Source organism: Pseudomonas sp. PDM09 (genome assembly GCF_014852305.1).
Classification (GTDB): Bacteria; Pseudomonadota; Gammaproteobacteria; order Pseudomonadales; family Pseudomonadaceae; genus Aquipseudomonas.
The window spans coordinates 322,243-342,598 of the sequence record NZ_JACVBI010000001.1 but is presented as its reverse complement, the minus strand read 5'-3'; the positions used below and the strand labels follow the sequence as shown (position 1 = coordinate 342,598).

The window sequence follows — 20,356 nt, the reverse complement described above, 5'->3', positions numbered from 1 at the left end:
CCGCCCTATCTGTTTTTTCCAATGTGGCGGAGGTTAATCTGACCATGGTGCAAGTGGATGCAAACCTGATTACTGGCAAACATTCCACAGTGTTTTCGCACAAAAGTTCGGTTTCCACGGGGCGTTTTCTGCCGACTTTGAGAGGCAGAAAACGGCTAAAAAAACAGACAGAGGAAAGGGGTAAAGATTGTCCCCTTTCTCGGCTCCGAGCCAGGCAGCCTATTGTTTCTACTTGACGAACCTGAGGCACGCAAAACCCGTCTTGATGCGCAACTGTTGAATGGGTTCGACGCTCTCCTGAGTCCCGACTTTTTTGACTACGCCAAGTCCGCAGTAATATTGGTCGCTGGTGAAGATGAGGCACCACTTAACTTGTTGTCCCGCTCGTTCCTGTAACATGCCAGCCCCACCACCACGAGCTTTGAAAATGGATTCTCACTCGATTCTGACGTTTACACTGGTCGCCGCGATTGCCATTGCCAGCCCTGGGCCTGCGACCTTGATGGCGATCAACAATAGCCTGGCCCATGGGCAGCGCAGCGCCATATGGTCATCGCTCGGCAACGCCAGTGGCCTGTTCTGCCTGTCGTCCGCTGCCATGCTGGGGCTGGGGGCGCTACTTGCCAGTTCCGAATGGCTGTTCAACGCGGCGAAGTTCATCGGTGCCGGTTATTTGTTCTACCTGGGCATCAAACAATTGTTCAAAAAGGGCCCGATGCTCCCGGACGGGATTCAGGACGACTTGAAGGAAAGCCGGCCGACTCGCTCCAAACTGTACAAAGCGGCCTTCCTGACGGCGGTGACCAACCCCAAGGCGACGATGTTCTTCACCGCGTTGTTCCCGCAGTTCATCGATCAGAGTGCGGCATTGCTGCCGCAATTTCTGATCCTCACCTCGATCTTCATGGCATTGTCGGTGTCGTCCCTGAGCCTCTATGCCGCGCTCGCCTCGCGGGCCAAGGGTGTGCTGACCCGGCCTGCGCTGTCCCGCTGGGTCAGCCGGGTGGTGGGGTCGACATTCATCGGTTTCGGTGCTGCTATCCTGACCATGCGGCGGCAGGCGGCGTAAGGGAGTCGGGCTTGTAACTCCGGTAACAGGGAAGGCTGATAGGGCGTAAGCGTCTGCCCTGCCCATTGAGCCGCGCCGACTGGATCAAACTCATGATCGCAGCCGCACGTTTGCCACTGCGTTTACGCGCAGCCAGCACATGCTTGTTCGATCCAGACGGCTTTGCTTACGTTCGTCGGCACACTCAGCATGCGAAGGCCAGGTGTTTCATCGGGGTTCTCTGTTCATTCGTGTGTGGCGCGCACCAAATCCGGAAGCCTTTTTCAGTATTCCCGAGCGAGAATCGGGCACGCCTGCGCCGCATTAAAACTGATTTAAATCAGAGTTTAGTGTGAAAAAATTGCAAATTGCAGGCGTTGGAGGGTGATTTGCGCCACAAAATAGAAGCTATTTTGAAAATCCTGGTGAGTTTTATGATTTTCGGTAAGTATCATCGTTTGGACTATAAGCGCCTCGCGACACTCGATCTCAATTCAAACAAAGTAAACTGCGCGTGCTATTCGATACGGGGTTGTCGCTAAAGGCCGAGGCGAAACGGGGCAAACTGCACGGGATTTAGAATGAGCTGAAACTAAACGATTTAGGCTTTCGAAATACTGCAACAGTGGTGTTCAACGCCAGAACAAGGCCCGAACGTAGCAGAATGATAGTGAGGGGTAGACGACGCTATCTCCCATAGATTAGAGTGTTGTCGTATCAGAGCATTGCTGCCATGGAGGCATTTGTGTGTATACGTCTTAACTCCCGCCAAAAAACCTTACTCCGTTCCGCTCATGCGTCTAGGTGCCAGACACTATTGCGCACGATATCTAATTAAAAACAAGCCTCTTGGTTCGACTATCTAAATACTCGACCGCAAACATAGACTTTTAAGCGCCACGACCAATGGAGCAGTTCATTGCTTGTTGCTGCTCGCAATTTCAACCTGTGACGTTGTACGTTATAGCGAGGCTAAACCATGCCTTCTACCAACAATGATTTATCTATAAAACAAAACACCCAGTCTCTAAAAAATTTTTGGGCCGACACCTTCGCGCTAAATACGTTTTGCTACTTAATCTCCATACCTATCGAACTAGGTTTTGCGCAGATGACACTTAGCACACACCTAAGTGCTAGACTCGTAGGGCTTTTCATTATTACCAGCACTGCTCGCCCCTTCGGTATATGGCGCGACTTTGTCTTTAAAAAATTCAAGATTTCCGACAGGGACAAAGGTATAAAACCTTACCTTGTCGATACCTTGGCCTATCTTTCGTTCGAGCTACCACTCTACATAATAAACATGAGCATAAGCGGTGCAACCTTAATGCAAGCCATCAAGGCCGCCTTGATATTTTGTATTATTGCAGGTTTTGTTGGCAGACCTTACGGAATCTATAGAGCACTCATTAGAAAAAAACTATTTAACCTGAACTGAGAACACAAAATGGATATTGACTCAATAGTTCACACCATCACCTCAGAGAAAAATCTAAGAGAAAACATTGTAATCGATTGCGGTCACACGACCATATTCTCATCTCACGACGGCTATTCATTTGGAATACAAGGAGAACCTAGTCCGACGGAGATTCTCACATTCGAACTGGGGATTGCATTACATGACGCCTTAAAGCGTCATAACAAAAACGTATCCATAAACCTGTACCTTTCTGACCTTATAGGCATCAAAGGCGGGAATGATGAACGGCGGAAAATCACTCAAGACATCCAACACCGTGAGAAAGCCGCTTATATCCCCAGTGCCTATCAAAAAATACTTGCCGCAAGTGAAATACCCTTAGAAAAAGTAGCAATTCATTTGCAATCCAAAGGCAACGATCACTTCCGGAAAATCATCCGTCGGACTCGCTCCGGAATTGAACAACTCAAGTCAACCAGTCAAAACTACATCCACGAGGTATTCAATAAAACAAACGCACTATTCCTCTCTACCGAAGATCAGGGTCTATTCTCATTGACCACTCCCTACCTGTTCGACACACACGATGAGGACTCCTATTTTGGAGGGTCATGGTGGAAGAACAACGAGAACCAGATTAAACAGAGCGACCTGGAAAACTGCCCTTTGGCCCGTTTGAAAAAGAACCCGGTGATCAATCTCTACGAAACAGGAGGACGAGTTCTTTGCCCTGCGACCTACGGTGGCTTGCTTTGTCAATTTGACAACTCCGTGGATCATATCGCTATTTACGCAAGAGCAGATGACGAGTTCATTGGAGAGAAGGTGTATCGCGGTGTTATATCGGCAAACTTACTGATCGAAAACTTTTCCAGAAATTGCGCGCAGATCATCATCAACAAAGAAGAGCTGGCCGAGTACACTTTCATTGAAAAAAATCTGATTGGCCGCTCAAGCACAGACAGCATAGAGTTTACGAACCAGATACAAGATATGCTGCACAACAACAACATGGAAATAATATAAGGACATACATGATCTATCTTGACAGCGCTGCCTCTGCATTACCTTTTGAAGATGCTGTGACTTTCTCCCCTGAACCTGGAAACCCATCAAGCGATCACTCTGCTGGCTATGCAGCTAACGCAGTGCTTGAAAAAACCAGATCGCTGCTGAGCGCGATGTTCGGAGGGCGGTCAAGCGAGTATCATTTCTGCTCAGGCGCCACCGAAGCTGCTAACTTAATTATTCAAGGAAGATGCCATTTTCTTAAGACGGCCAATTCAACAAGAAACGAAATAATTGTCAGCGCCATTGAACACCCTGCCATATTCAATACCGTAAAACACATGCGACAGTCCGGCTTTATCGTCCATATTGTTCCAGTTGATCATCGAGGAATTATAGAGACTTCTTTCATATATGATTTGCTCAATGAACATACTTCAATGGTATTAGTCATGGGCGTCAACAATGAAACTGGGGCACGCCAACCTATCGACGATATCGCTAAAAAGGTAAAAACCATAGATCCGGACATCTCCTTCATTTGTGACGGTGTACAGACACTGACCAAAGTCCCCTCCCCCGACTTAACGTATATCGATGCCCTTATTGGTTCTGGCCACAAACTCGGAGCGGCAATGGGGGTCGGTTTCTTTTATTTGAATCATCGTTTTCGACTCTCCCCTTTGCTATTTGGAGGGGAGCAGGAGGCTGGCGTCAGGCCAGGAACGGAAAACATCTACGGCATAGAGTCTTTATATAGAGCTCTCGTACATCACCAAAAAAACGCTGACCACTACCATAATCACGTTCGCGCCTTGAGCCTGCTCCTTCAAAAGACGCTTGAGCAGTCAAACATCTCGTTTTCGATCAATACCCAGGATGGAGAGACTTCGGGTTACATACTCTCTATTTGCTTTAACGGTATCGATGCCAGCAGGGCGATCAAGTTTCTCTCGCAAAGAGGTATTTGCGTCTCGAAAGGCTCAGCTTGTAGCAGTGTGTCTCCTACACCTTCCCGGGTGTTAAGCGCCATGAAGCTCAGTCACGCCCAAATGAGTTCCACCCTACGAGTCTCTTTTAGTCCGCTAAACGTCAAGGAGGACGTTCTCACTTTTTGTGCAGCAATGAGTGAATTGCATTCATATAACGTCGAAACCTCAGCTTTAGAGCAACAAAGCCAGATGTAAGCCTCATCGCTGAAAAAAGCAGTACGATGAATACACTCTGCGTTCATCGTACCGCTGCCTTAATTATGGAATTCCCAACCTTGCAACCGCCAAAATCATCACAGACCACGTTTGAGTGCGCAGCCACGGGGGCGGAATAAATCCGAGAATCATCTGGCCGGCCTCCCCTCCTCACGGAGGTGACGCAAAATACAAGGTGCGAACTTAGATAGTTACTGTTTGGCTTGATCACAGTGTCCATCAGCACCGAACCTTCTCACGCTGATTGTCTACGCCAAGTGCCGGGTGATGTGCCGAACTGGCGTTTGAATGCGCGACTGAACGCAGCTTCGGATTCATAGCCAACTGCAAAGCCGATTTGCGCCACATTACCGCGACCTTCGCGCAGCTGTTGAGCCGCCACGTGCATACGCCAGAGCGTCAGATATTGCATCGGTGGCTGTCCGACCAATGCCGTGAATCGTTCCGCGAATACCGAGCGCGACATGCCCACTTCAAGCGCCAGGGCTTCTGCAGTCCAACCCTCGGTTGGACGAGCATGGAGCAGCGCCAGTGCGCGCCCGATATGTGGATCTCGCAAACCCGCCAGCCACCCGCGCCGCTCAGCGGGGAGACTCGCGACGTACTGGCTGACGGCTTCGACGAATAGCAATTCGGAGAGCTTGGCGATGACCGTTGTCGAGCCGAGGCGCCCCGCCGCAATCTCACTGACAGCGAAACGGAATGAGCTTTCAATCCAGGCTCCCGAAGCCGTCGCGCGCAAGTCTAGTTTCAATAAGGATGGCAGCGATGAAAGCAACGGACTGAAGGGGGTTTCAGAGCCGAGGAATCCGCACAATAGCTGCGTGACCTCGCCGCCCCCGCCGTACTTGATTCGTGAAATAGCGCCGACTTCCGGCGGCTGAATAACTTCGCCCGCCGGCATGGGTGCAATGCTCAGGTCGCTGCCAAAAGAATGAGCGTCATTGTGAGGAAGCAGAACGAGTTCGCCTGCCCGCACGTCAATGGCGGCACCGCCGTCGACTTGTAATTGCATATGCCCTGCAGCGACAAAATGCGACGCAATGATATGTCGAGGTGCCGCCAGGAACGGTTTGCAATCGTCCGCAGAGATTCGTCCCTTGATGCACCAGGGCGCAGTGAATTCCGACTCGAGAAAAACCCCTCCAGACAGCCGAATCACCCGCAACACATCAGAAAACGCATCCAACAATTGCCAGCCCTCCTTTCCGGAGTCCGGAGCATGTAATCAGGCGCACTGGTCATTCATCGCCTGAACTGCGAGGCCTAGATTAGCACCAACGCGGACTCCGTGATCGAGACGTTCCTCAGACACTTCACCGATGGTCATTGGCTCCGACGTTAACCGTAATTGCCCCCTTCCAACTCGACCAGGCAAGCAGGAGATCGATATGAACACCGTTGCTACCATGCCCAGCGCAGATTCGGATAACGCCGCCCGTTATGCTCAACTTGTCAGATCATCGAAGAAAGCGGAATGGCAGATCGATCGTGATTTGCTACAGGACCGGAGTTTCGACTTCTCGCGCAAATTCTTGCCCGACGGACTGTCGCGGATCGACCGCCTGACTTTTCTCGACGCGGATGAGGCGCGCCTGCTCAGTCAGATTCAGGGCCGAACCTATGCGTATATCTTTGGCTTGGTCGAGCGTTTTATCAGCGCCAAAATGCTCGATCAAGGTCGGGCCCATGTCTTTGACGATCAACTCGCACTCGAAGCGCTAGTGCGTTTTTCTAACGACGAGATCAAGCACCAGGAGCTGTTCCGGCGCATGGAGACGATGATTAGTTCGCACTTGCCAGCGGGGTATCGTCAAGTTGCCGATCCAAACGATGTGGCGCGCTCGGTTCTTGCGGCCAGCACTTGGTCGGTGCTGGCGTTGACCTGTCATATCGAGCTGTTTGTTCAGGCGCACTACGTGCAAAGCATCGCCCCGCGTGAGGAGTTGTGCCCACTGTTCAAGGATGTTTTCAAATTTCACTGGAAGGATGAGAGCCGGCACGTCGTACTCGATGAACTGGAGTGGAAGGCGGAGCACGCGAAACTCTCGCCAGCCGAGCGCGACCAGGGAGTAAACGATCTGATTGCGCTGGTGGCGGCCGTCGATGGAATCCTGCAGGCACAATCGGCATCCGATGCCGACTACTTTATTCGCAATGTTTCACGGTCATTCAGTGTCGATGAGACAGCGCAAATCAAAGCCTCCGTGCTGAGCGCCTACCGCTGGCAATACATTATCTCGGGCGTGCAGCATCCACACTTTGGCCGGCTGCTTACGCGCATGACAACACCCGCACAGATGTCCACGATTCAGACCGCACTGGCGCCAATCATGAGCAATTGATCGACAAGGGGCGGCCGACCATACGTCGGCCGCGCGGCTGTGGGATGACGTGTTGAAAACGATTTATCGAGGCTGGCAGCCATGACAATACCGATGTGGATGTTGCTTGGATTTGCGGCCAATGAAATTGCCGAGCTACTGCCACCTAGGTGGCAGCCAGCATGATGACCAATGGGATCTAAGCCGGGATCGTTGATCCAAGGTGCAAAACGGTCGCGGGACCCGCCCTGAAGGTGGGACTGTACGCGTCAGCTGCAATCATATGAGGAGTAATGTCATGAGCTTCCAGAGCTGATTTCGACGCCCATCGCTCAATCAAAACAAATTGGTCTTCGTCGTCGGTGACCCTATGAAGGTCGTATTGCAGACACCCTTCTTCATTTCTAACAAGTGGGGCAAGTTTTTCAAATACATCAACTTGCTCTTGTCCTCGTCCCGCCTGTGTAGAAATCAAAATTACCAGCTTCACTTCACTAGACATAAACATGCTCCATGCTGGTGTTCAGAAATTTGATTGCACATTGCTGTAGGCCATCAGTGTGATGGTCATGGCAGGAAAGCATGATTTCGCCTCATGCAGCAAGCTAGAGCGGACGGTTACTCGCCCTTAGCCTGTAAGAAGGGAGGTGTGTTCGCCCGTCGCTGGCCGCTATTGCTGCCGCATAACTGGCAACCGCCTAGACTGGGTTAACTCACTAACCGAAGGACATAAAATGCTCATTGTCTTCAGCGGCCTTCCGGGTACCGGAAAGACGACTATCGCAAGTGACCTTGCCACCAGAACAAGTGCTGTGTATCTGCGGATCGATACGATTGAGCAGGCTATCCGAAATTCCGGTGCTCTGGCACAAGACGTGGGGCGGAGCGGTTACATGGTCGCTAATGAGCTTGCTCTAAGCAATCTTCGTTTTGGCAGCACGGTCATAGTCGACTGCGTTAACCCAGTAATCGAAAGCCGAAAGGCGTGGAGCGAAATCGCCACACGCTCTGGTGCTCCATTAGTGAATATCCAGGTGGTTTGCTCTGATAAACATGAACACCGGAGACGGGTAGAAACCAGGAAGATTGATATTCCTGGGCTGACGCCACCAACCTGGCAGTCTGTATTGGATCATGAATATGAGGCGTGGGATAACGCCCCGTTTAATATAGACACAGCCCTGACATCTCCAGCGGAGGCAGTGGCAATGATCACCAAACGATTTTTATCCGGGGAGTAGCACCCGCTAAAGCCCAACGTGGCAAGGTGTGATCAACCGACGCGCCGCCACCCACTGATGCGGCAGCAGTTGCCCTATCTCACTCACTCGCTGTGTCGGCAGGCGTGTGGAGCGAATCACAGCCGGACTGAATTGGTGAGCGCTACGTCCCGAACAGGGTCATTCCAAGCGATGGGTGAGAGGAGGAATACTACGATAAGGAAAGCTACCTGGGACAGGTAGAACGGCTCCAGCCACTGTTGCTTCAACGCGACGTAAAAAGTGTTGTGGATTACGTCGACCAAAATAATCGCTGCCGTAAGCACGATTCCGGCTCTTGGCTTGATGAATAGTAGCAATGCTGCAAGCGGGTCAAAAAACGTAAGCGCCCCCCAGAAAATACGGCTGCCCAAGTAAGTGCCAGGCCCGTATCCGTAGTCCCAGAACAATCCATGCGAAACGTCTGCACGGATGTGATTAGCGGTTGCGATCAAAAGGCAGCATGCGAACAAGATTCTGACGGCGAATGACAATTTCGCGGCTATACCGAGCCATGATCTCAGCCCTGAAAGATAAGTCTTAACGTCGTCAGCTTTCATAATCACCGGGGCTCAGCGAAGCTGAAATCTTAGCCCCGCGACGCCAATATACTGATCCTATTTTTGGCTGAGTGCCGCTATCGATACTCCCGAAGCAACGAAGGTGAGTCCTGCCCCTACGTTCAGGCCATTTACCAGTCGTGGCCTCTGACGCAAAAATCGGGACAGTGCAGTGGCAAATACGCCCATAAGTGCGAATCCCACTGCCGTCAGTGCGGCGAACCATATGCCGTACACCAGCATCTGCACGCTCACTGAGCCGCGTTGTGGGTCGACGAACTGAGGGATGAACGCAAGAACGAAAAACCCGGGCTTCGGATTGAGTGCTGCCGAGAGTAATCCCGTGAGGAAAATACTCGGCAGTGATTGCCGAGTCGTTGGCTGGAAGCTAATCAGGCTACGAGAGCGTAGGACTTTTATGCCAAGCCAAAGTAGATAACCGGCGCCGATGAGCTTGACGACCCAGAAGGCAACTGCAGACGTCTGCATAAGCAAAGTCAGTCCGAGTGAAGCAGTTGCCACATGAAAGAGAATTCCCGCCCCGGATGCCATGCCCGATACGATAGCGGCTATCCTGCCCTGACTGAGTCCTCGGCCTACGGCCAGCAGATTGTCCGGGCCTGGTGCGAGTACCAATAGCAAGCACGCGGCAGTATAGGTAAGCCAGATATTGATCGGAAACACGGCATTCTCCTTAAGCTTCACCGAGGCATCCATCCTCACGTAGCGCCAGACTGTGCCCGTACCAGATTGCAAAGTCAAAGCCACTGAATTTGAGAAGATCTATTTACCCTTATTCACCCATTTCGGGGCGTCCCCAAGAGGGAACCTTCGATACTTTCTATGGAAATGGCTTCCAGCAGCACCTGCTCCAAAATGACAAAAAAACACTTGATGTGAGCCTGCTTCAACGCCTGCGGCCGGGTCACCAGAAAGACCTCCATATCTGGAAACTGGATCTCCGGGAACACTTCTATCAGGTCCTTCGCCAGAATACGCGGCAGCACTGCCACGCCCATACCTCGCCTCACCGATTCGAGCTGAGCCGCGAACGAGTTCACGCTGATCTGCGTGCGTTCCAGGCCCGCGGCCTTTGCCACACACAGTTGCGGCAACATATCCAGCGGGGGAAGCAAGGCAATATTGACCGCAGTGGCCGGGGTCACTTCTGGAAACCGCTTCAGATAACTTGCATCGGCGAAGACTCCGTAAGCGAGCCTGCCGAGGGGTCGATAAATCAGCGACGGCTCGCCCAGATGAACTGTGCGTACGGCAATGTCTGCGGCGCCGCGGACGATCTTGTGAAAGTCGGCTGTTATCAGCAACTCCACCGAGCATCGCGGGTGCGCTGAGGTGAAGCGACTCGCTGCCTCCAGCACGCAAGAGGAGAACCCCTCCCCTGCACTGACCACGACAGTGCCAGATAACTCTGTGTGTGGCTCGGACATGCCCGTAACGGTTTGACGCCTCAAGCCCGCTTCCGCAGCCAGGGCAACGTCCACGAGGGATTGGCCTCGTGGGGTCAACCAGCATCCTTCAACGCCCCGCTCCACGAGTGGCTCGCCCAGTGCCCTTTCAAGTTGGGTCAGCCGTCGCGACACAGTAGACGCAGCGATCCCCAGCAATTGGCCGGCCTGAAGAAAGCTGCCGCGTCGCGAGACTGCCAACAGCAGGCGAAGATCGTCCCAGTTTGCTTGCAAAGCCATGCTTCATATCTTCCCTGATTTGCAAATGTGCAAAGCCATTATGCAGCAGTCGCTGTTTTTCGGCAGAGGCGTCAACGGTATATCTACACGTCCTCGAAACGAATGGAACGGACTGTATGACTACTGGCCCCAACGACTTTGCGGAACGCGCCGCCAGCGCCTTCAATCGCCGTGATGTGGAAGCGATGCTTACGCTGGTTTGCGAAGACTTCATCTACTTCGATGGGATGGGGATGCAAACCGGTCGCGAATCCATGCGCAAGCGAGAAATCGCATTACTCGAAGCCTTCCCCGATGCCCAGCTGACCTTCAGCCCATTTGCCGTCAGTGACGATCGTTTGGCACTGACCGCCTTCCTGACCGGCACCTTCACCGCACCATTAGTGATGCCGGACCGGGTGATTCCACCCCATGGCCGCCATATTGCCGTGTACTACGCCGCACACTTCACCTTCAAAGACGGGCTGGCCATCCGTGAAGAGGCCTTCTTCGACAGTGCGGTGTTGATGTCATTTTTTAGCCGATCAAACTGAGGGTTGAACGATGCAAAGCGTATTCGTTACTGGCGCAACAGGCTTGCTGGGCAATAACCTGGTGCGTGAATTGGTCGCTCATGGCTGTACGGTCAAAGCGCTGGTCCGATCAAGGGCCAAAGGTGAACAGCAATTCAACAACCTGCCGGGGGTGGAACTGGTCGTAGGGGACATGGCCGATGTCGACGCATTCGCAGCGTCGCTGCAAGGCTGCGATACGGTATTTCACACCGCCGCATTCTTTCGCGACAACTACAAGGGCGGCAGCCACTGGAAGGAACTCGAAAAGATTAACGTGGAGGGTACGCGACGCCTGCTTGCCCAGGCCTACAACGCTGGTATCCGACGCTTCATCCATACCTCTTCCATCGCCGTGCTCGACGGCGCTCCCGGCACGTCAATCGATGAAACTTGCCTGCGGGCCGACGCCGACGCGGATGACTACTACCGTAGCAAGATCCTCGCCGACCGTGTCGTCTTGTCGTTCCTGGAACGCCATCCCGAGATGCATGCCTGCATGATCTTGCCTGGCTGGATGTGGGGCCCTGCCGATATTGGCCCGACCTCCTCCGGACAGTTGGTTAACGATGTCGTGCGCGGCAAATTGCCCGGATTGATCCCCGGCAGTTTCTCTGTTGTCGATGCCCGCGATGTGGCATTGGCGCAGATAGCCGCAGCCAGACATGGACGGCGCGGTGAGCGCTATCTCGCGGCGGGCCGGCATATGACCATGCGTGAGCTGGTGCCTGTTCTGGGACGTATAGCGGGTGTCAAGACGCCCATTCGACAACTACCGCTGCCCTTTCTATACGCCTTGGCGTCGGTGCAGGAGATTTATGCGCGTGTCACCGGCAAGCCCATTCTGCTGAGCATGGCCACACTGCGCCTGTTGATACGAGAGAAGGACCGCACCTGTTTCAACCACAGCAAGAGTGAACAAGAGCTTGGCCTGAGTTTCCGGGCGCTGGAGCTGACACTCAGTGACACCGTGGCGTGGTACCGCGATCACGGTTGGTTTGAAAAACGCACATCCGTCATGGTCGACGACTGACTTTCGCAGATAAGATGACCGTCGAGCTCCACATTCACCGCATACCAGGACAAGGACGTAAACATTCTGTGAGTAGGAAAATAATCCTGATGCGTCACGGCCAGCCAAAGTTGGTCGCAACCGACAAAATGTCAGCGCTCGATATGAAAGAGTGGATCGAACACTACAACCGATCCGAAATCACCAGCCAGCCCGTCCCGGATGCCAGCATGCAGCTCGCCGCAACCGCCACGGTGATTGTCTCAAGCAACTCGCCTCGTGCGCTGACTTCCGTCCAGGCTCTTGGCCTGAAACCCGCCCTCGTCGACGCACTTTTCTGTGAAGCACAACTGCCTTACGGTCACTGGAAACTGCCACGACTATCGCCGTTTACCTGGGCATTTATCCTTCGTGTTTTATGGTTGTGCGGTTACTCACGCAGCGTCGAATCCGTCGCCACTGCGAAGATGCGCGCCAGCACGGCAGCTAAACGACTTCAGTCCCTTGCTGCCAGCGAAGGACCGGTTCTACTGCTCGGTCATGGCTTTATGAATCGAATGATCGCCAAACAACTGGTGGCAGATGGATGGACTCGCCAAAAACGTAACGGCAGCCAGTATTGGAGTGCGACGGTGTATCAATATGGCGGTGTTTAAAAGGTGCCTATCACCTCGACGTACGTTTTTACACACTCTGGGCCATAGGCGGACCTCAACGATCAATACAAGTAGTAGCCGTCACGCAGGTCACGCCCCTCTTGCCAACAAGGGTACCGTACAGATACTGTCAACTTTATGAATCAGCCACGCATTACCTCGACCACCACTACCACGACCGCCCGGGGCGGGTCGTGAGAGGTGTCGTGAGCCAATAACGCACGAACTTCAAAAGGCCCGCCAGTGATGGACAGGGCCTTTTCTTTTGCCCTTGTGTCGCTGGCCCAAATGCAAGGAAAGCACTATGCATGCACTGTTGATTCTCGATATGCAGGTTGGATTGTTTCATGGCCCGGATAAACCATGGAATGGCGAAGCGCTGCTGAACACTTTGAATAGCCTGTTGAGCAAAGCCCGCAGGGCAGGCGCGCCTATTTTTCTTGCTCGTCACGTAGGTCCGCTCGGCTCGCCTATCGACCCTGGAAGCCCGTTGACACAACTGGTGCAGGAACTGTTACTGGAAGGCGACGAGGTGATCTTCGAAAAAAGCCGACCCAACGCTTTCCACATGACGGACCTCGCCGATCAACTAAAAGCTTGTGGATCTCAAGGCGTGGTTATTGCCGGAATGAAGACCCAGTATTGTGTCGACAGCACCTGCCGCGCCGCACGAGATCTTGGGTTCGATGCAGTGCTGATCGCCGATGGTCATACCTGCACCGACACCCCTGCGTTGAAGGCCGAAAATATCGTCGCTCATCACAATGCAACCCTGGCGGGCCCATTCTGTCGCGTCGTTCACGCTGAGGAATGGCGTTTCTAACCAGCAAAAATACGCGTCGACGGCTCCTTTACCAAACGTTAGTCACTTGCCCAACCTTACCGTTACGGAGCATATAAGATGTCAAACATCGTCGCATGGACCCTGTTCGTCTTGGGCGCCTTCCATATTCCATTCGGTATTTTCAAGTTCAAAACAGCATTCGCCGCCGCTGTAGACTCAGGCTTCGTTGACCAGTTCAGAGCGCACGAAGATCGGCGTACTGCCCTCTGGTTTACCCTGCTGGGGCCGCTCTTTATGCTCGCAGGGCATACAGCGATTCACGCCGTAGCAGTTGCCGATCTCGCGCTACTTAAAATTGTTGGCATCTATGTACTTATGATCTCGATCATTTGCGTCATTGCTGTTCCAAAATCGGGGTTCTGGGCAACGCTGCTGGTTTCTCCGCTGATCATCGCGGCAGGATATGGCTTGTACGCCTGACAAACGGTTCAACTCGTTCGCCCTCTTCCGAAGTCCCACGATTTTTTTCAGCAAATGGAGTCACTTACATGGAAGTCATCAATCAATTACAACCCGCAGAGTGTGAAGGCATGGAGGACATCCGACGCGAAATCGATGCCCTTGATCACGCCGTTATCAAGCTGTTGGGCAAGCGTTTTCAGTACGTGCTGGCGGCCTCGAAGTTCAAGACCTCGGCGACTTCGGTGCGTGCGCCGGAGCGTTTCAAGGCGATGCTGGCGACACGTCGCGAGTGGGCCGAGGCCGAGGGCTTGAGCCCGGATGCCATCGAGAAGATGTACAGCGACCTGGTGAACCACTTCATTGCCGAAGAGATGAAACACTGGGCGGCTCATCAATCCGAAATCTGATCCATAGCGCAACGACCAAGTAGTTCTACCAGAAAGGGACGCGACCTTATGAAACCCGTCAGAATTCGTACCCTCCAAAGTACTGATGCTGAGGCGTTGCTGACATTTGAATTGGACAATCGCGAGTGGTTCGAGCGTTTCATTGACGCGCGCGATGCTGCTTTTTACACGGTGCAGGGCGTCACCGACCACATTGCGGCTTATTTATCTGGTTTTACCGCCGGAACCTGGCACCCATTTGTCCTCGAAGATGTTGACGGAAAAATAGTTGGACGAGCGAACCTGAAAGGCATCGATATGTCCGAGCGGTCGGCAGAAGTTGGCTATCGGATTGCTCAAAGCGCTTGCGGACGGGGACTGGCAACGCTGGCGGTGAGGCATCTGATTCAGGAGGCGCAGTTACATTGGAACCTTAAACAACTGGTTGCCAACGTCTACGCTGGAAATATGGGTTCGGCAAAAGTACTCGAACGGTGTGGCTTTTTGATCGAACCTCTATCCCGGCAAGAAACGACAGAGCATGAATATCGGTTTGATCTTTCGATTTAGATGATTGAAAAACGGGCGCCTTGTCAGGTGTCCGTTTTTTTTACAGTTGATCATCGCAGTTTCTGACGACGAACCTGGCTGATACACAGAGGTCAAAGCAGGTGATGACGTCGCCAATGATCGAAGGCCTCATTCAAGGGCGAAGTCAGTAGCTCACATATTTTAGGGTGCGCCGGATAGTTTCAGCAGGCTCGGATTGTTCCGAGGGGCAAGTGCTGACTGCTGCTCATATCCAATGCTCCCGTATCGGAGTACTAACATGACTCAGTCAATGCGGTTCTTCCTATCGATCGTCCTTGCGACACTGGCATCGGCCAGCTTCTTGAACACTGCTAGTGCGGCAACTGCCGAGGATCTGGATGTCGACTCTCGGCAAGCGTTGCAAACGCTGTACAAGTCCACGCCATTTGCTGAAAGTATTTCGCACAACGCCAAAGCGATTCTTGTCTTCCCGAAAATCATCAAGGCGGGCCTTGTGTTTGGCGGCAGCTATGGTGAAGGCGTGTTGTTGAAGGACAAGAAAGTAGAGAATTATTACAACTCCGTAACCGGGTCCTGGGGGCTGCAAGCAGGCGCCCAGTCGTATGGCTATGCGGTTTTCCTGATGACCGACAAAGCCGTGGACTACATACGCAAATCCAAGGGTTGGGAAGTCGGCGTAGGACCCACCGTTGTAATGGTTGATGAAGGGGTGGCGAAGAATCTGTCCAGCACGACCGTGAAGCACGATGCCTACGCGTTCATTTTCGACCAGCAGGGGTTGATGGCCGGGATCAGCATCGAAGGAACCAAGATTTCGCTGATCAAGCGCTAACACCGGTTGTTTGGCGCAGGGATGCGCCAATCCATAAATGCGCCCTCTTGAAGCCATGCGGGGTCCAGTTGCTGATTCAAGCGACCTGCCCAGTCAACGACCTACACCAGCACGGTTAACCAGGCCGACACCAACAGCAAACAAGCCAGTGCAGTGTTCATACGTTTGAATGCCTGCGGCGAACCAAAAGCCCGGGCACTGCCCACGCCGAGCAACGCCCACAGGGTCATGCACGGTACGGAGACCAACAAAAATATCAGCGACAACACCATCAGCCGCAGGGTCTTGTCACCGCCACCGACAAATACGCTCACTACCGCCACCGCCATCATCCAGACCTTGGGGTTGACCAATTGCAGGGTGGCGGCACCGAACACGCTGACACCTTCGTCGCGCGAGGTGGTCGGGGCCAGGGACGGCGGTGCGCTTTGAAAGATCTGCCAGGCGAGCCAACTCAACCAGAGCACCCCGGCCCACGCCATTGCCTGCTGTACACGCGCAAACCGCAGCAGCGTTTCGCCCACGCCGAGCCCGACCGCAAACACAATCAGCGCCGCCGCCCCGCAAGCAGCAAAAATGATGGGCAGTGTGGCCCCCAGCCCCCGCCGCGAACTGTGGCTCAACACCAGAATATTGGTCGGCCCCGGGGTAATCGAGGCAACGAACGCAAACAGCAGGAAAGGCAGCAACGATTCCATGGCATGGACTCCTTGATCAGATAGGAATCCATGGTCGCGGATCAGCGAAATTCAGTCTGGAAGGTTTGAGCAGCGCTTGCGGTAATCCGCGGGTGTGAGCTGGTAGGCACGGCGGAACCAGCGCCCCATATGACTTTGATCGGCGAACCCGAGGGCACTGGCCACCTGTGCCGGCGACTCGCCCCGAGCCAGCAGCTGTCGCGCCTTGGCCAGGCGCAGCTGGATCAAATAAGCATGAGGCGCCAGCCCAAAGGCTGCCTTGAAGGCCCGCGTCAGACGAAAGCGATCAACACCACAGGCTTTGGCCAGATCATCCAGCCCAATGTCTTCATAGACATGGGCATGCAAATAGTCACGCGCAACCTGGGCCACCCACGGCAGGCGCGGATCAAAAGCCTGACGCTTGCGCCAATCAAGGTGGCCAGTGAGCGCCCCCAACAAGGTGTCGATGGCGCTCTGGCGCACAATGCGCAAATCGCCCTCATGGAGCGCGTGGAAGGCTTGAAAAATGGCAGTGGCCAGGCGCGGATCCTGGCTCAGGGTGTCGGCAAAACCCGGCTGACTGTTGGCCGGCGCATGTTCGAACAACGCGTGCAACTCCCGCTCCAGCCAATGTGGATCGAGGTAGAGCATGGAATAGGTAAACCCCTCCTCGGTCGGCGCGTGCCCATCGTGGATTTCCCCCGGCTCCAGCATGAACACCTTGCCCGGTGTACTGAGGTGGCGAACGCGCCGGCAATTGAACTGCTGCACGCCCTGCTCGGTGACCCCCACCAGAAAACTGTCATGCCAATGCGGATCGTAGGCATGCCCCTGAAAATGGGCACGAATTGATTCAACCCCGGTATCGGCGTCCTGGGATAGCTCAATCCAGTTGCGTCTATCCACGGATAGGCTCCATTGGTAACGGTTCAGCGTTGATCTGTACGGACGACTAAATTACCGCGCAATGGAAATGACGTTTAGAAGATTTGTGCAGGTTCCTCGGCAAATGGCAGCTACGCAAAATCTGAGCCCGGAATCCTCTACTCAAAAAAGTAAAGATTTCAATCTCAAGCGTGTACTTTTCTGCCATGGGAACCATGGTCGACTTTTTCAACAGAATCGGCCAAAAACGGTCATTCAGTTCAAGGTGCCTTGCAGTCCAGCCGACTAAAGTGTCACCGCATGCTTTCGACCAAGGCTGTCACCAAAACCACGGATCACCTCCAACAAGGACTTCACCCGCAGCGGCAGATTCCCGGCCGGGTACACCGCATGCATCTGCGGGCTTTCACCGCCGCTGGAGGTAAGTTTGTACTCGGGACAGACCCGCCGCAGGCGCCCCGCTTCCACTTCGGGCTCCGCAATCCAGTCCGCCAGTCGAGCGATCCCGACGCCCGCCAGCGCCGCCTGGAACACCGCCAAACCGGAGCTGAAACGAAATTTGGGATGAACCCGGAAGCTGATGGCCCGCTCTTCACTGCGAAAATTCCACTCCTTGAGAATCCGCGGCGCCGTGTGCAGGATCAGCGAGTGCGACTCCAGCGCCTCGATGGAGTCGGGTATCCCGCGCCGCTCCAGATACCCGGGGCTGGCATACAGGTAACGTGAATAATTCCAGAGCGGATAGCCGATCAGGTCACTGGATTGCGCAAACGCGCCGCGAATCGAGAAGTCCAGCTTGCTCTTGGCCGGGTCGATGAGCTCATCGGTGAAAATCACATCGACGTTCACGTCTGGATAACGCTCGCTGTACTGCGCGATCAACCGGGGCAATACCCCGTGTCCGAGAAACTCGGGGGCGGAAAAGCGGACCCAGCCGTAGGCCTGGCCGCTAATGCCGGCCAGGTCTTCATCCGCCTCACGTTGCAGATCCAGCATTTTGTAGGCGTGGGGCAACAAGCGTTCACCCGCCTCGGTCAAGCTCACGGCATTGGACGAGCGATTGAACAACTTGACCCCGACACTTTCCTCCAGGGCTTGAACGGCACGGGTCAGCGCGCTGGGGGAGCGCCCCAGAGTACGTGCCGCCGCGATGAAGCTGCGCTTGCGAGCCACCGTCGCGAAGGCTTCAAACTCCCCCAACATATTCAATGCCATGCGCCACCTCGTTGCACTTTTCACAACGTGGTATTGCAACACATTAAAAGCCCTTCCGTTAACCTTCCTGCTCAAGGACGCAGGCAAGCCGATGCGATGAAACACGTAGAAGCCGCCGGACGCTCACCCCCCTTCAACGTCAGAGCCTGATTTCATGATCGATATTGTCATCCTTTGCGTGTTCGCCTTCGCCGCCGGCCTGATCGATGCGGCGGTGGGCGGCGGCGGACTGATCCAGATACCCGCGTTGTTCAACGTGCTGCCCACGGCACAACCGGCGGCGCTGCTGGGCACCAACAAGGTCGCGGCAGCCTGCGGCACCGCATTCGCGGCCCGGTCCTTCGTGCGTAAGGTGGTGATCGACTGGGGTCTGGTGATCCCCGCCGCCTGTTCGGCCTTTGTCATGGCCTTCTTCGGAGCGGCCACGGTGTCGTTCGTGCCCCAGTCGATGATCCGGCCAGCGGTGCTGGTGTTGATCGTGCTGATGGCGATCTACACCTTCTGGAAAAAAGACTTCGGCGCCCTGCACAAACCCATGCGCATTGGTACCAAGGAAAAATTGCTGGCGATCGCCATCGGCGGTGCCATCGGCTTCTACGATGGACTGTTCGGTCCCGGCACTGGCAGTTTCCTGATCTTCCTGTTTATCCGCTGCTTCGCCTTCGACTTCCTTCATGCCTCGGCGTCGGCCAAGCTGGTGAACATCGCGACCAACGTAGCGGCGCTGATGTTCTTCATTCCGACGGGTAACGTGCTCTACCTGATCGCAATCCCCATGGCGGCATTCAACATCCTGGGCGCGCTGACCGGCACGTGGCTGGCGGTTCATAAGGGCGTGCCCTTTGTCCGGACTCTGTTCCTGGTGTTGCTGGTGATCCTGATCAGCAAGCTGTCCTACGACCTGTTCGTGTAAACCTGAAGGAAAACTACATGCATCCGGCGATCTGTAGCAGCTGGCGAAGCCTGCGTTCGGCTGCGTAGCAGTCGTGAATCCGGCTAACGCGGTCTGCCTGACGCACCGCAATTTCTGATTTTACGACTGCTACGCAGCCGAACGCAGGCTTCGCCAGCTGCTACAAGGAGTGCGTCACGCCTTAAACGGCTTAACTGACAGGCATTGTGCTTTGTCGTTGAGACGTGTGCGCTTATGGCGCCGGTTTGCCCGGCATGGACGCGGCACTTGCCCACGACCTTTCAACCATTGCTGGCATCGATAGTCACCATCACGTCAATGAAGTTCTCATAAAAAATCCTCGGCGTAACATCCGCTCCATACCCAACCAATAACACCCCGGAGCACACCATCATGAAACGCCAAATCATCCTCAGTATCGCTTTCTCGGTTTTTGCAGTTAACGCTTTTGCCGCGTCTTCTACTCACCCGGTTGTCGCTGAAGGCGGCTCGGATCGTCTGATCGAAAGTCGCATCGCTGAAGGTGGTTCGGATCGTCTGATCGAGAACCGCGTCGCTGAAGGTGGTTCGGATCGTCTGATCGAGAACCGCGTCGCTGAAGGTGGTTCGGACCGTCTGATCGAGAACCGCGTTGCTGAAGGTGGTTCGGATCGTCTGATCGAGAACCGCGTCGCTGAAGGTGGTTCGGATCGTCTGATTCAGAATCGTGCGGCATGAATGAGTGGCTTTATCGCAACACTCAACCAAAAAACCCGGCCTCATCAGCCGGGTTTTTTCATGCGTTTTTAGTGCCCGACGGGATCATCAAAGATAGTCAGCGCTGGTACTCGAGCATCGCTGACGGGTCTTCACAGTGACATTCTTTTTGATCTAAATAACAGTTCTTTCT

Annotated in this window: 23 protein-coding genes; 16 read left to right on the top strand and 7 right to left on the bottom strand. The window is 54.1% G+C overall.

Features of this window, described 5'->3' with window-relative positions:
- Window positions 1–427 precede the first annotated feature (427 nt).
- The 4 genes from IB250_RS01555 (at window position 428) to IB250_RS01540 (ending at window position 4,669) form a co-directional block, all read left to right on the top strand.
- Window positions 428–1,069 carry a LysE family translocator gene (locus tag IB250_RS01555; protein WP_192342685.1) on the top strand — a complete coding sequence of 214 codons (642 nt, stop codon included), beginning with the start codon at window positions 428–430 and terminating at the stop codon, window positions 1,067–1,069.
- Window positions 1,070–2,027: 958 nt separating this feature from the next.
- On the top strand, window positions 2,028–2,489 hold the full coding sequence (gene alaE / locus IB250_RS01550; RefSeq protein ID WP_123493947.1) for an L-alanine exporter AlaE: 462 nt from the start codon (window positions 2,028–2,030) through the stop codon (window positions 2,487–2,489).
- A 9-nt stretch (window positions 2,490–2,498) separates the two neighbouring features.
- Window positions 2,499–3,500 (top strand): hypothetical protein, encoded by a 1,002-nt coding sequence (locus IB250_RS01545; RefSeq protein ID WP_192342684.1) that lies wholly within the window; start codon window positions 2,499–2,501, stop codon window positions 3,498–3,500.
- Window positions 3,501–3,508: 8 nt separating this feature from the next.
- The gene (locus IB250_RS01540) at window positions 3,509–4,669 is read left to right on the top strand and encodes a cysteine desulfurase family protein (protein WP_192342683.1); all 1,161 of its coding nucleotides are present in this window, start codon (window positions 3,509–3,511) and stop codon (window positions 4,667–4,669) included.
- Window positions 4,670–4,925: 256 nt separating this feature from the next.
- Here the strand turns inward: IB250_RS01540 and IB250_RS01535 are convergent, their stop codons facing one another.
- The gene (locus IB250_RS01535; protein WP_123493933.1) at window positions 4,926–5,882 is read right to left on the bottom strand and encodes an AraC family transcriptional regulator; all 957 of its coding nucleotides are present in this window, start codon (window positions 5,880–5,882) and stop codon (window positions 4,926–4,928) included.
- A 199-nt stretch (window positions 5,883–6,081) separates the two neighbouring features.
- Between IB250_RS01535 and IB250_RS01530 the strand changes: the two genes are divergently transcribed.
- Window positions 6,082–7,035 (top strand): diiron oxygenase, encoded by a 954-nt coding sequence (locus IB250_RS01530; RefSeq protein WP_192342682.1) that lies wholly within the window; start codon window positions 6,082–6,084, stop codon window positions 7,033–7,035.
- 178 nt (window positions 7,036–7,213) lie between these two features.
- Here IB250_RS01530 and IB250_RS01525 read toward each other — a convergent pair whose 3' ends face one another.
- Window positions 7,214–7,516: a putative quinol monooxygenase gene (locus tag IB250_RS01525; RefSeq protein WP_123493929.1), complete on the bottom strand. Its 303-nt coding sequence runs from the start codon at window positions 7,514–7,516 to the stop codon at window positions 7,214–7,216.
- Between the two features lie 232 nt (window positions 7,517–7,748).
- On the opposite strand from IB250_RS01525, the gene IB250_RS01520 reads away from it, so the two are divergent.
- Window positions 7,749–8,255 (top strand): AAA family ATPase, encoded by a 507-nt coding sequence (locus IB250_RS01520; RefSeq protein WP_123493927.1) that lies wholly within the window; start codon window positions 7,749–7,751, stop codon window positions 8,253–8,255.
- 635 nt (window positions 8,256–8,890) lie between these two features.
- Here the strand turns inward: IB250_RS01520 and IB250_RS01515 are convergent.
- Both IB250_RS01515 and IB250_RS01510 read right to left on the bottom strand, forming a co-directional pair.
- A complete protein-coding gene (locus tag IB250_RS01515) occupies window positions 8,891–9,517 on the bottom strand; it encodes a LysE family translocator (protein WP_218394514.1) in 627 nt (208 codons plus the stop codon).
- 113 nt (window positions 9,518–9,630) lie between these two features.
- Window positions 9,631–10,539, bottom strand: a complete 909-nt coding sequence (locus IB250_RS01510) for a LysR family transcriptional regulator (protein ID WP_192342681.1) — start codon at window positions 10,537–10,539, stop codon at window positions 9,631–9,633.
- A gap of 116 nt (window positions 10,540–10,655) precedes the next feature.
- Between IB250_RS01510 and IB250_RS01505 the strand changes: the two genes are divergently transcribed.
- The 8 genes from IB250_RS01505 to IB250_RS01470 all read left to right on the top strand — a co-directional run bounded on the left by IB250_RS01505 (window position 10,656) and on the right by IB250_RS01470 (window position 15,774).
- Window positions 10,656–11,072, top strand: coding sequence for an ester cyclase (locus tag IB250_RS01505; RefSeq protein WP_192342680.1), 417 nt, complete (start codon window positions 10,656–10,658; stop codon window positions 11,070–11,072).
- A 10-nt stretch (window positions 11,073–11,082) separates the two neighbouring features.
- Window positions 11,083–12,123, top strand: a complete 1,041-nt coding sequence (locus IB250_RS01500; protein ID WP_192342679.1) for an SDR family oxidoreductase — start codon at window positions 11,083–11,085, stop codon at window positions 12,121–12,123.
- An 89-nt stretch (window positions 12,124–12,212) separates the two neighbouring features.
- A complete protein-coding gene (locus IB250_RS01495) occupies window positions 12,213–12,758 on the top strand; it encodes a histidine phosphatase family protein (RefSeq protein ID WP_192342678.1) in 546 nt (181 codons plus the stop codon).
- A gap of 304 nt (window positions 12,759–13,062) precedes the next feature.
- Window positions 13,063–13,581: an isochorismatase family protein gene (locus tag IB250_RS01490; RefSeq protein ID WP_192342677.1), complete on the top strand. Its 519-nt coding sequence runs from the start codon at window positions 13,063–13,065 to the stop codon at window positions 13,579–13,581.
- Window positions 13,582–13,659: 78 nt separating this feature from the next.
- The gene (locus IB250_RS01485; RefSeq protein ID WP_192342676.1) at window positions 13,660–14,022 is read left to right on the top strand and encodes a DUF6463 family protein; all 363 of its coding nucleotides are present in this window, start codon (window positions 13,660–13,662) and stop codon (window positions 14,020–14,022) included.
- 68 nt (window positions 14,023–14,090) lie between these two features.
- Window positions 14,091–14,411 carry an isochorismate lyase gene (locus IB250_RS01480; RefSeq protein WP_192342675.1) on the top strand — a complete coding sequence of 107 codons (321 nt, stop codon included), beginning with the start codon at window positions 14,091–14,093 and terminating at the stop codon, window positions 14,409–14,411.
- Between the two features lie 48 nt (window positions 14,412–14,459).
- Window positions 14,460–14,960, top strand: coding sequence for a GNAT family N-acetyltransferase (locus tag IB250_RS01475; RefSeq protein ID WP_192342674.1), 501 nt, complete (start codon window positions 14,460–14,462; stop codon window positions 14,958–14,960).
- 259 nt (window positions 14,961–15,219) lie between these two features.
- Complete coding sequence (locus IB250_RS01470; RefSeq protein WP_192342673.1) at window positions 15,220–15,774, top strand: YSC84-related protein; 555 nt, start codon at window positions 15,220–15,222, stop codon at window positions 15,772–15,774.
- A gap of 101 nt (window positions 15,775–15,875) precedes the next feature.
- On the opposite strand, the gene IB250_RS01465 is transcribed toward IB250_RS01470, so the two are convergent.
- The 3 genes from IB250_RS01465 to IB250_RS01455 all read right to left on the bottom strand — a co-directional run bounded on the left by IB250_RS01465 (window position 15,876) and on the right by IB250_RS01455 (window position 18,554).
- The gene (locus IB250_RS01465) at window positions 15,876–16,472 is read right to left on the bottom strand and encodes a LysE family translocator (protein WP_123493911.1); all 597 of its coding nucleotides are present in this window, start codon (window positions 16,470–16,472) and stop codon (window positions 15,876–15,878) included.
- A gap of 51 nt (window positions 16,473–16,523) precedes the next feature.
- A complete protein-coding gene (locus IB250_RS01460) occupies window positions 16,524–17,360 on the bottom strand; it encodes an AraC family transcriptional regulator (protein ID WP_192342672.1) in 837 nt (278 codons plus the stop codon).
- A gap of 264 nt (window positions 17,361–17,624) precedes the next feature.
- Window positions 17,625–18,554, bottom strand: coding sequence for a LysR family transcriptional regulator (locus IB250_RS01455; protein WP_192342671.1), 930 nt, complete (start codon window positions 18,552–18,554; stop codon window positions 17,625–17,627).
- A 154-nt stretch (window positions 18,555–18,708) separates the two neighbouring features.
- Here IB250_RS01455 and IB250_RS01450 point away from each other — a divergent pair, with 154 nt between their 5' ends.
- Together IB250_RS01450 and IB250_RS01445 are read left to right on the top strand one after the other, a co-directional pair.
- The gene (locus IB250_RS01450; protein WP_192342670.1) at window positions 18,709–19,467 is read left to right on the top strand and encodes a sulfite exporter TauE/SafE family protein; all 759 of its coding nucleotides are present in this window, start codon (window positions 18,709–18,711) and stop codon (window positions 19,465–19,467) included.
- Between the two features lie 393 nt (window positions 19,468–19,860).
- Complete coding sequence (locus IB250_RS01445) at window positions 19,861–20,184, top strand: hypothetical protein (protein WP_192342669.1); 324 nt, start codon at window positions 19,861–19,863, stop codon at window positions 20,182–20,184.
- The last annotated feature ends 172 nt before the right edge of the window (window positions 20,185–20,356 follow it).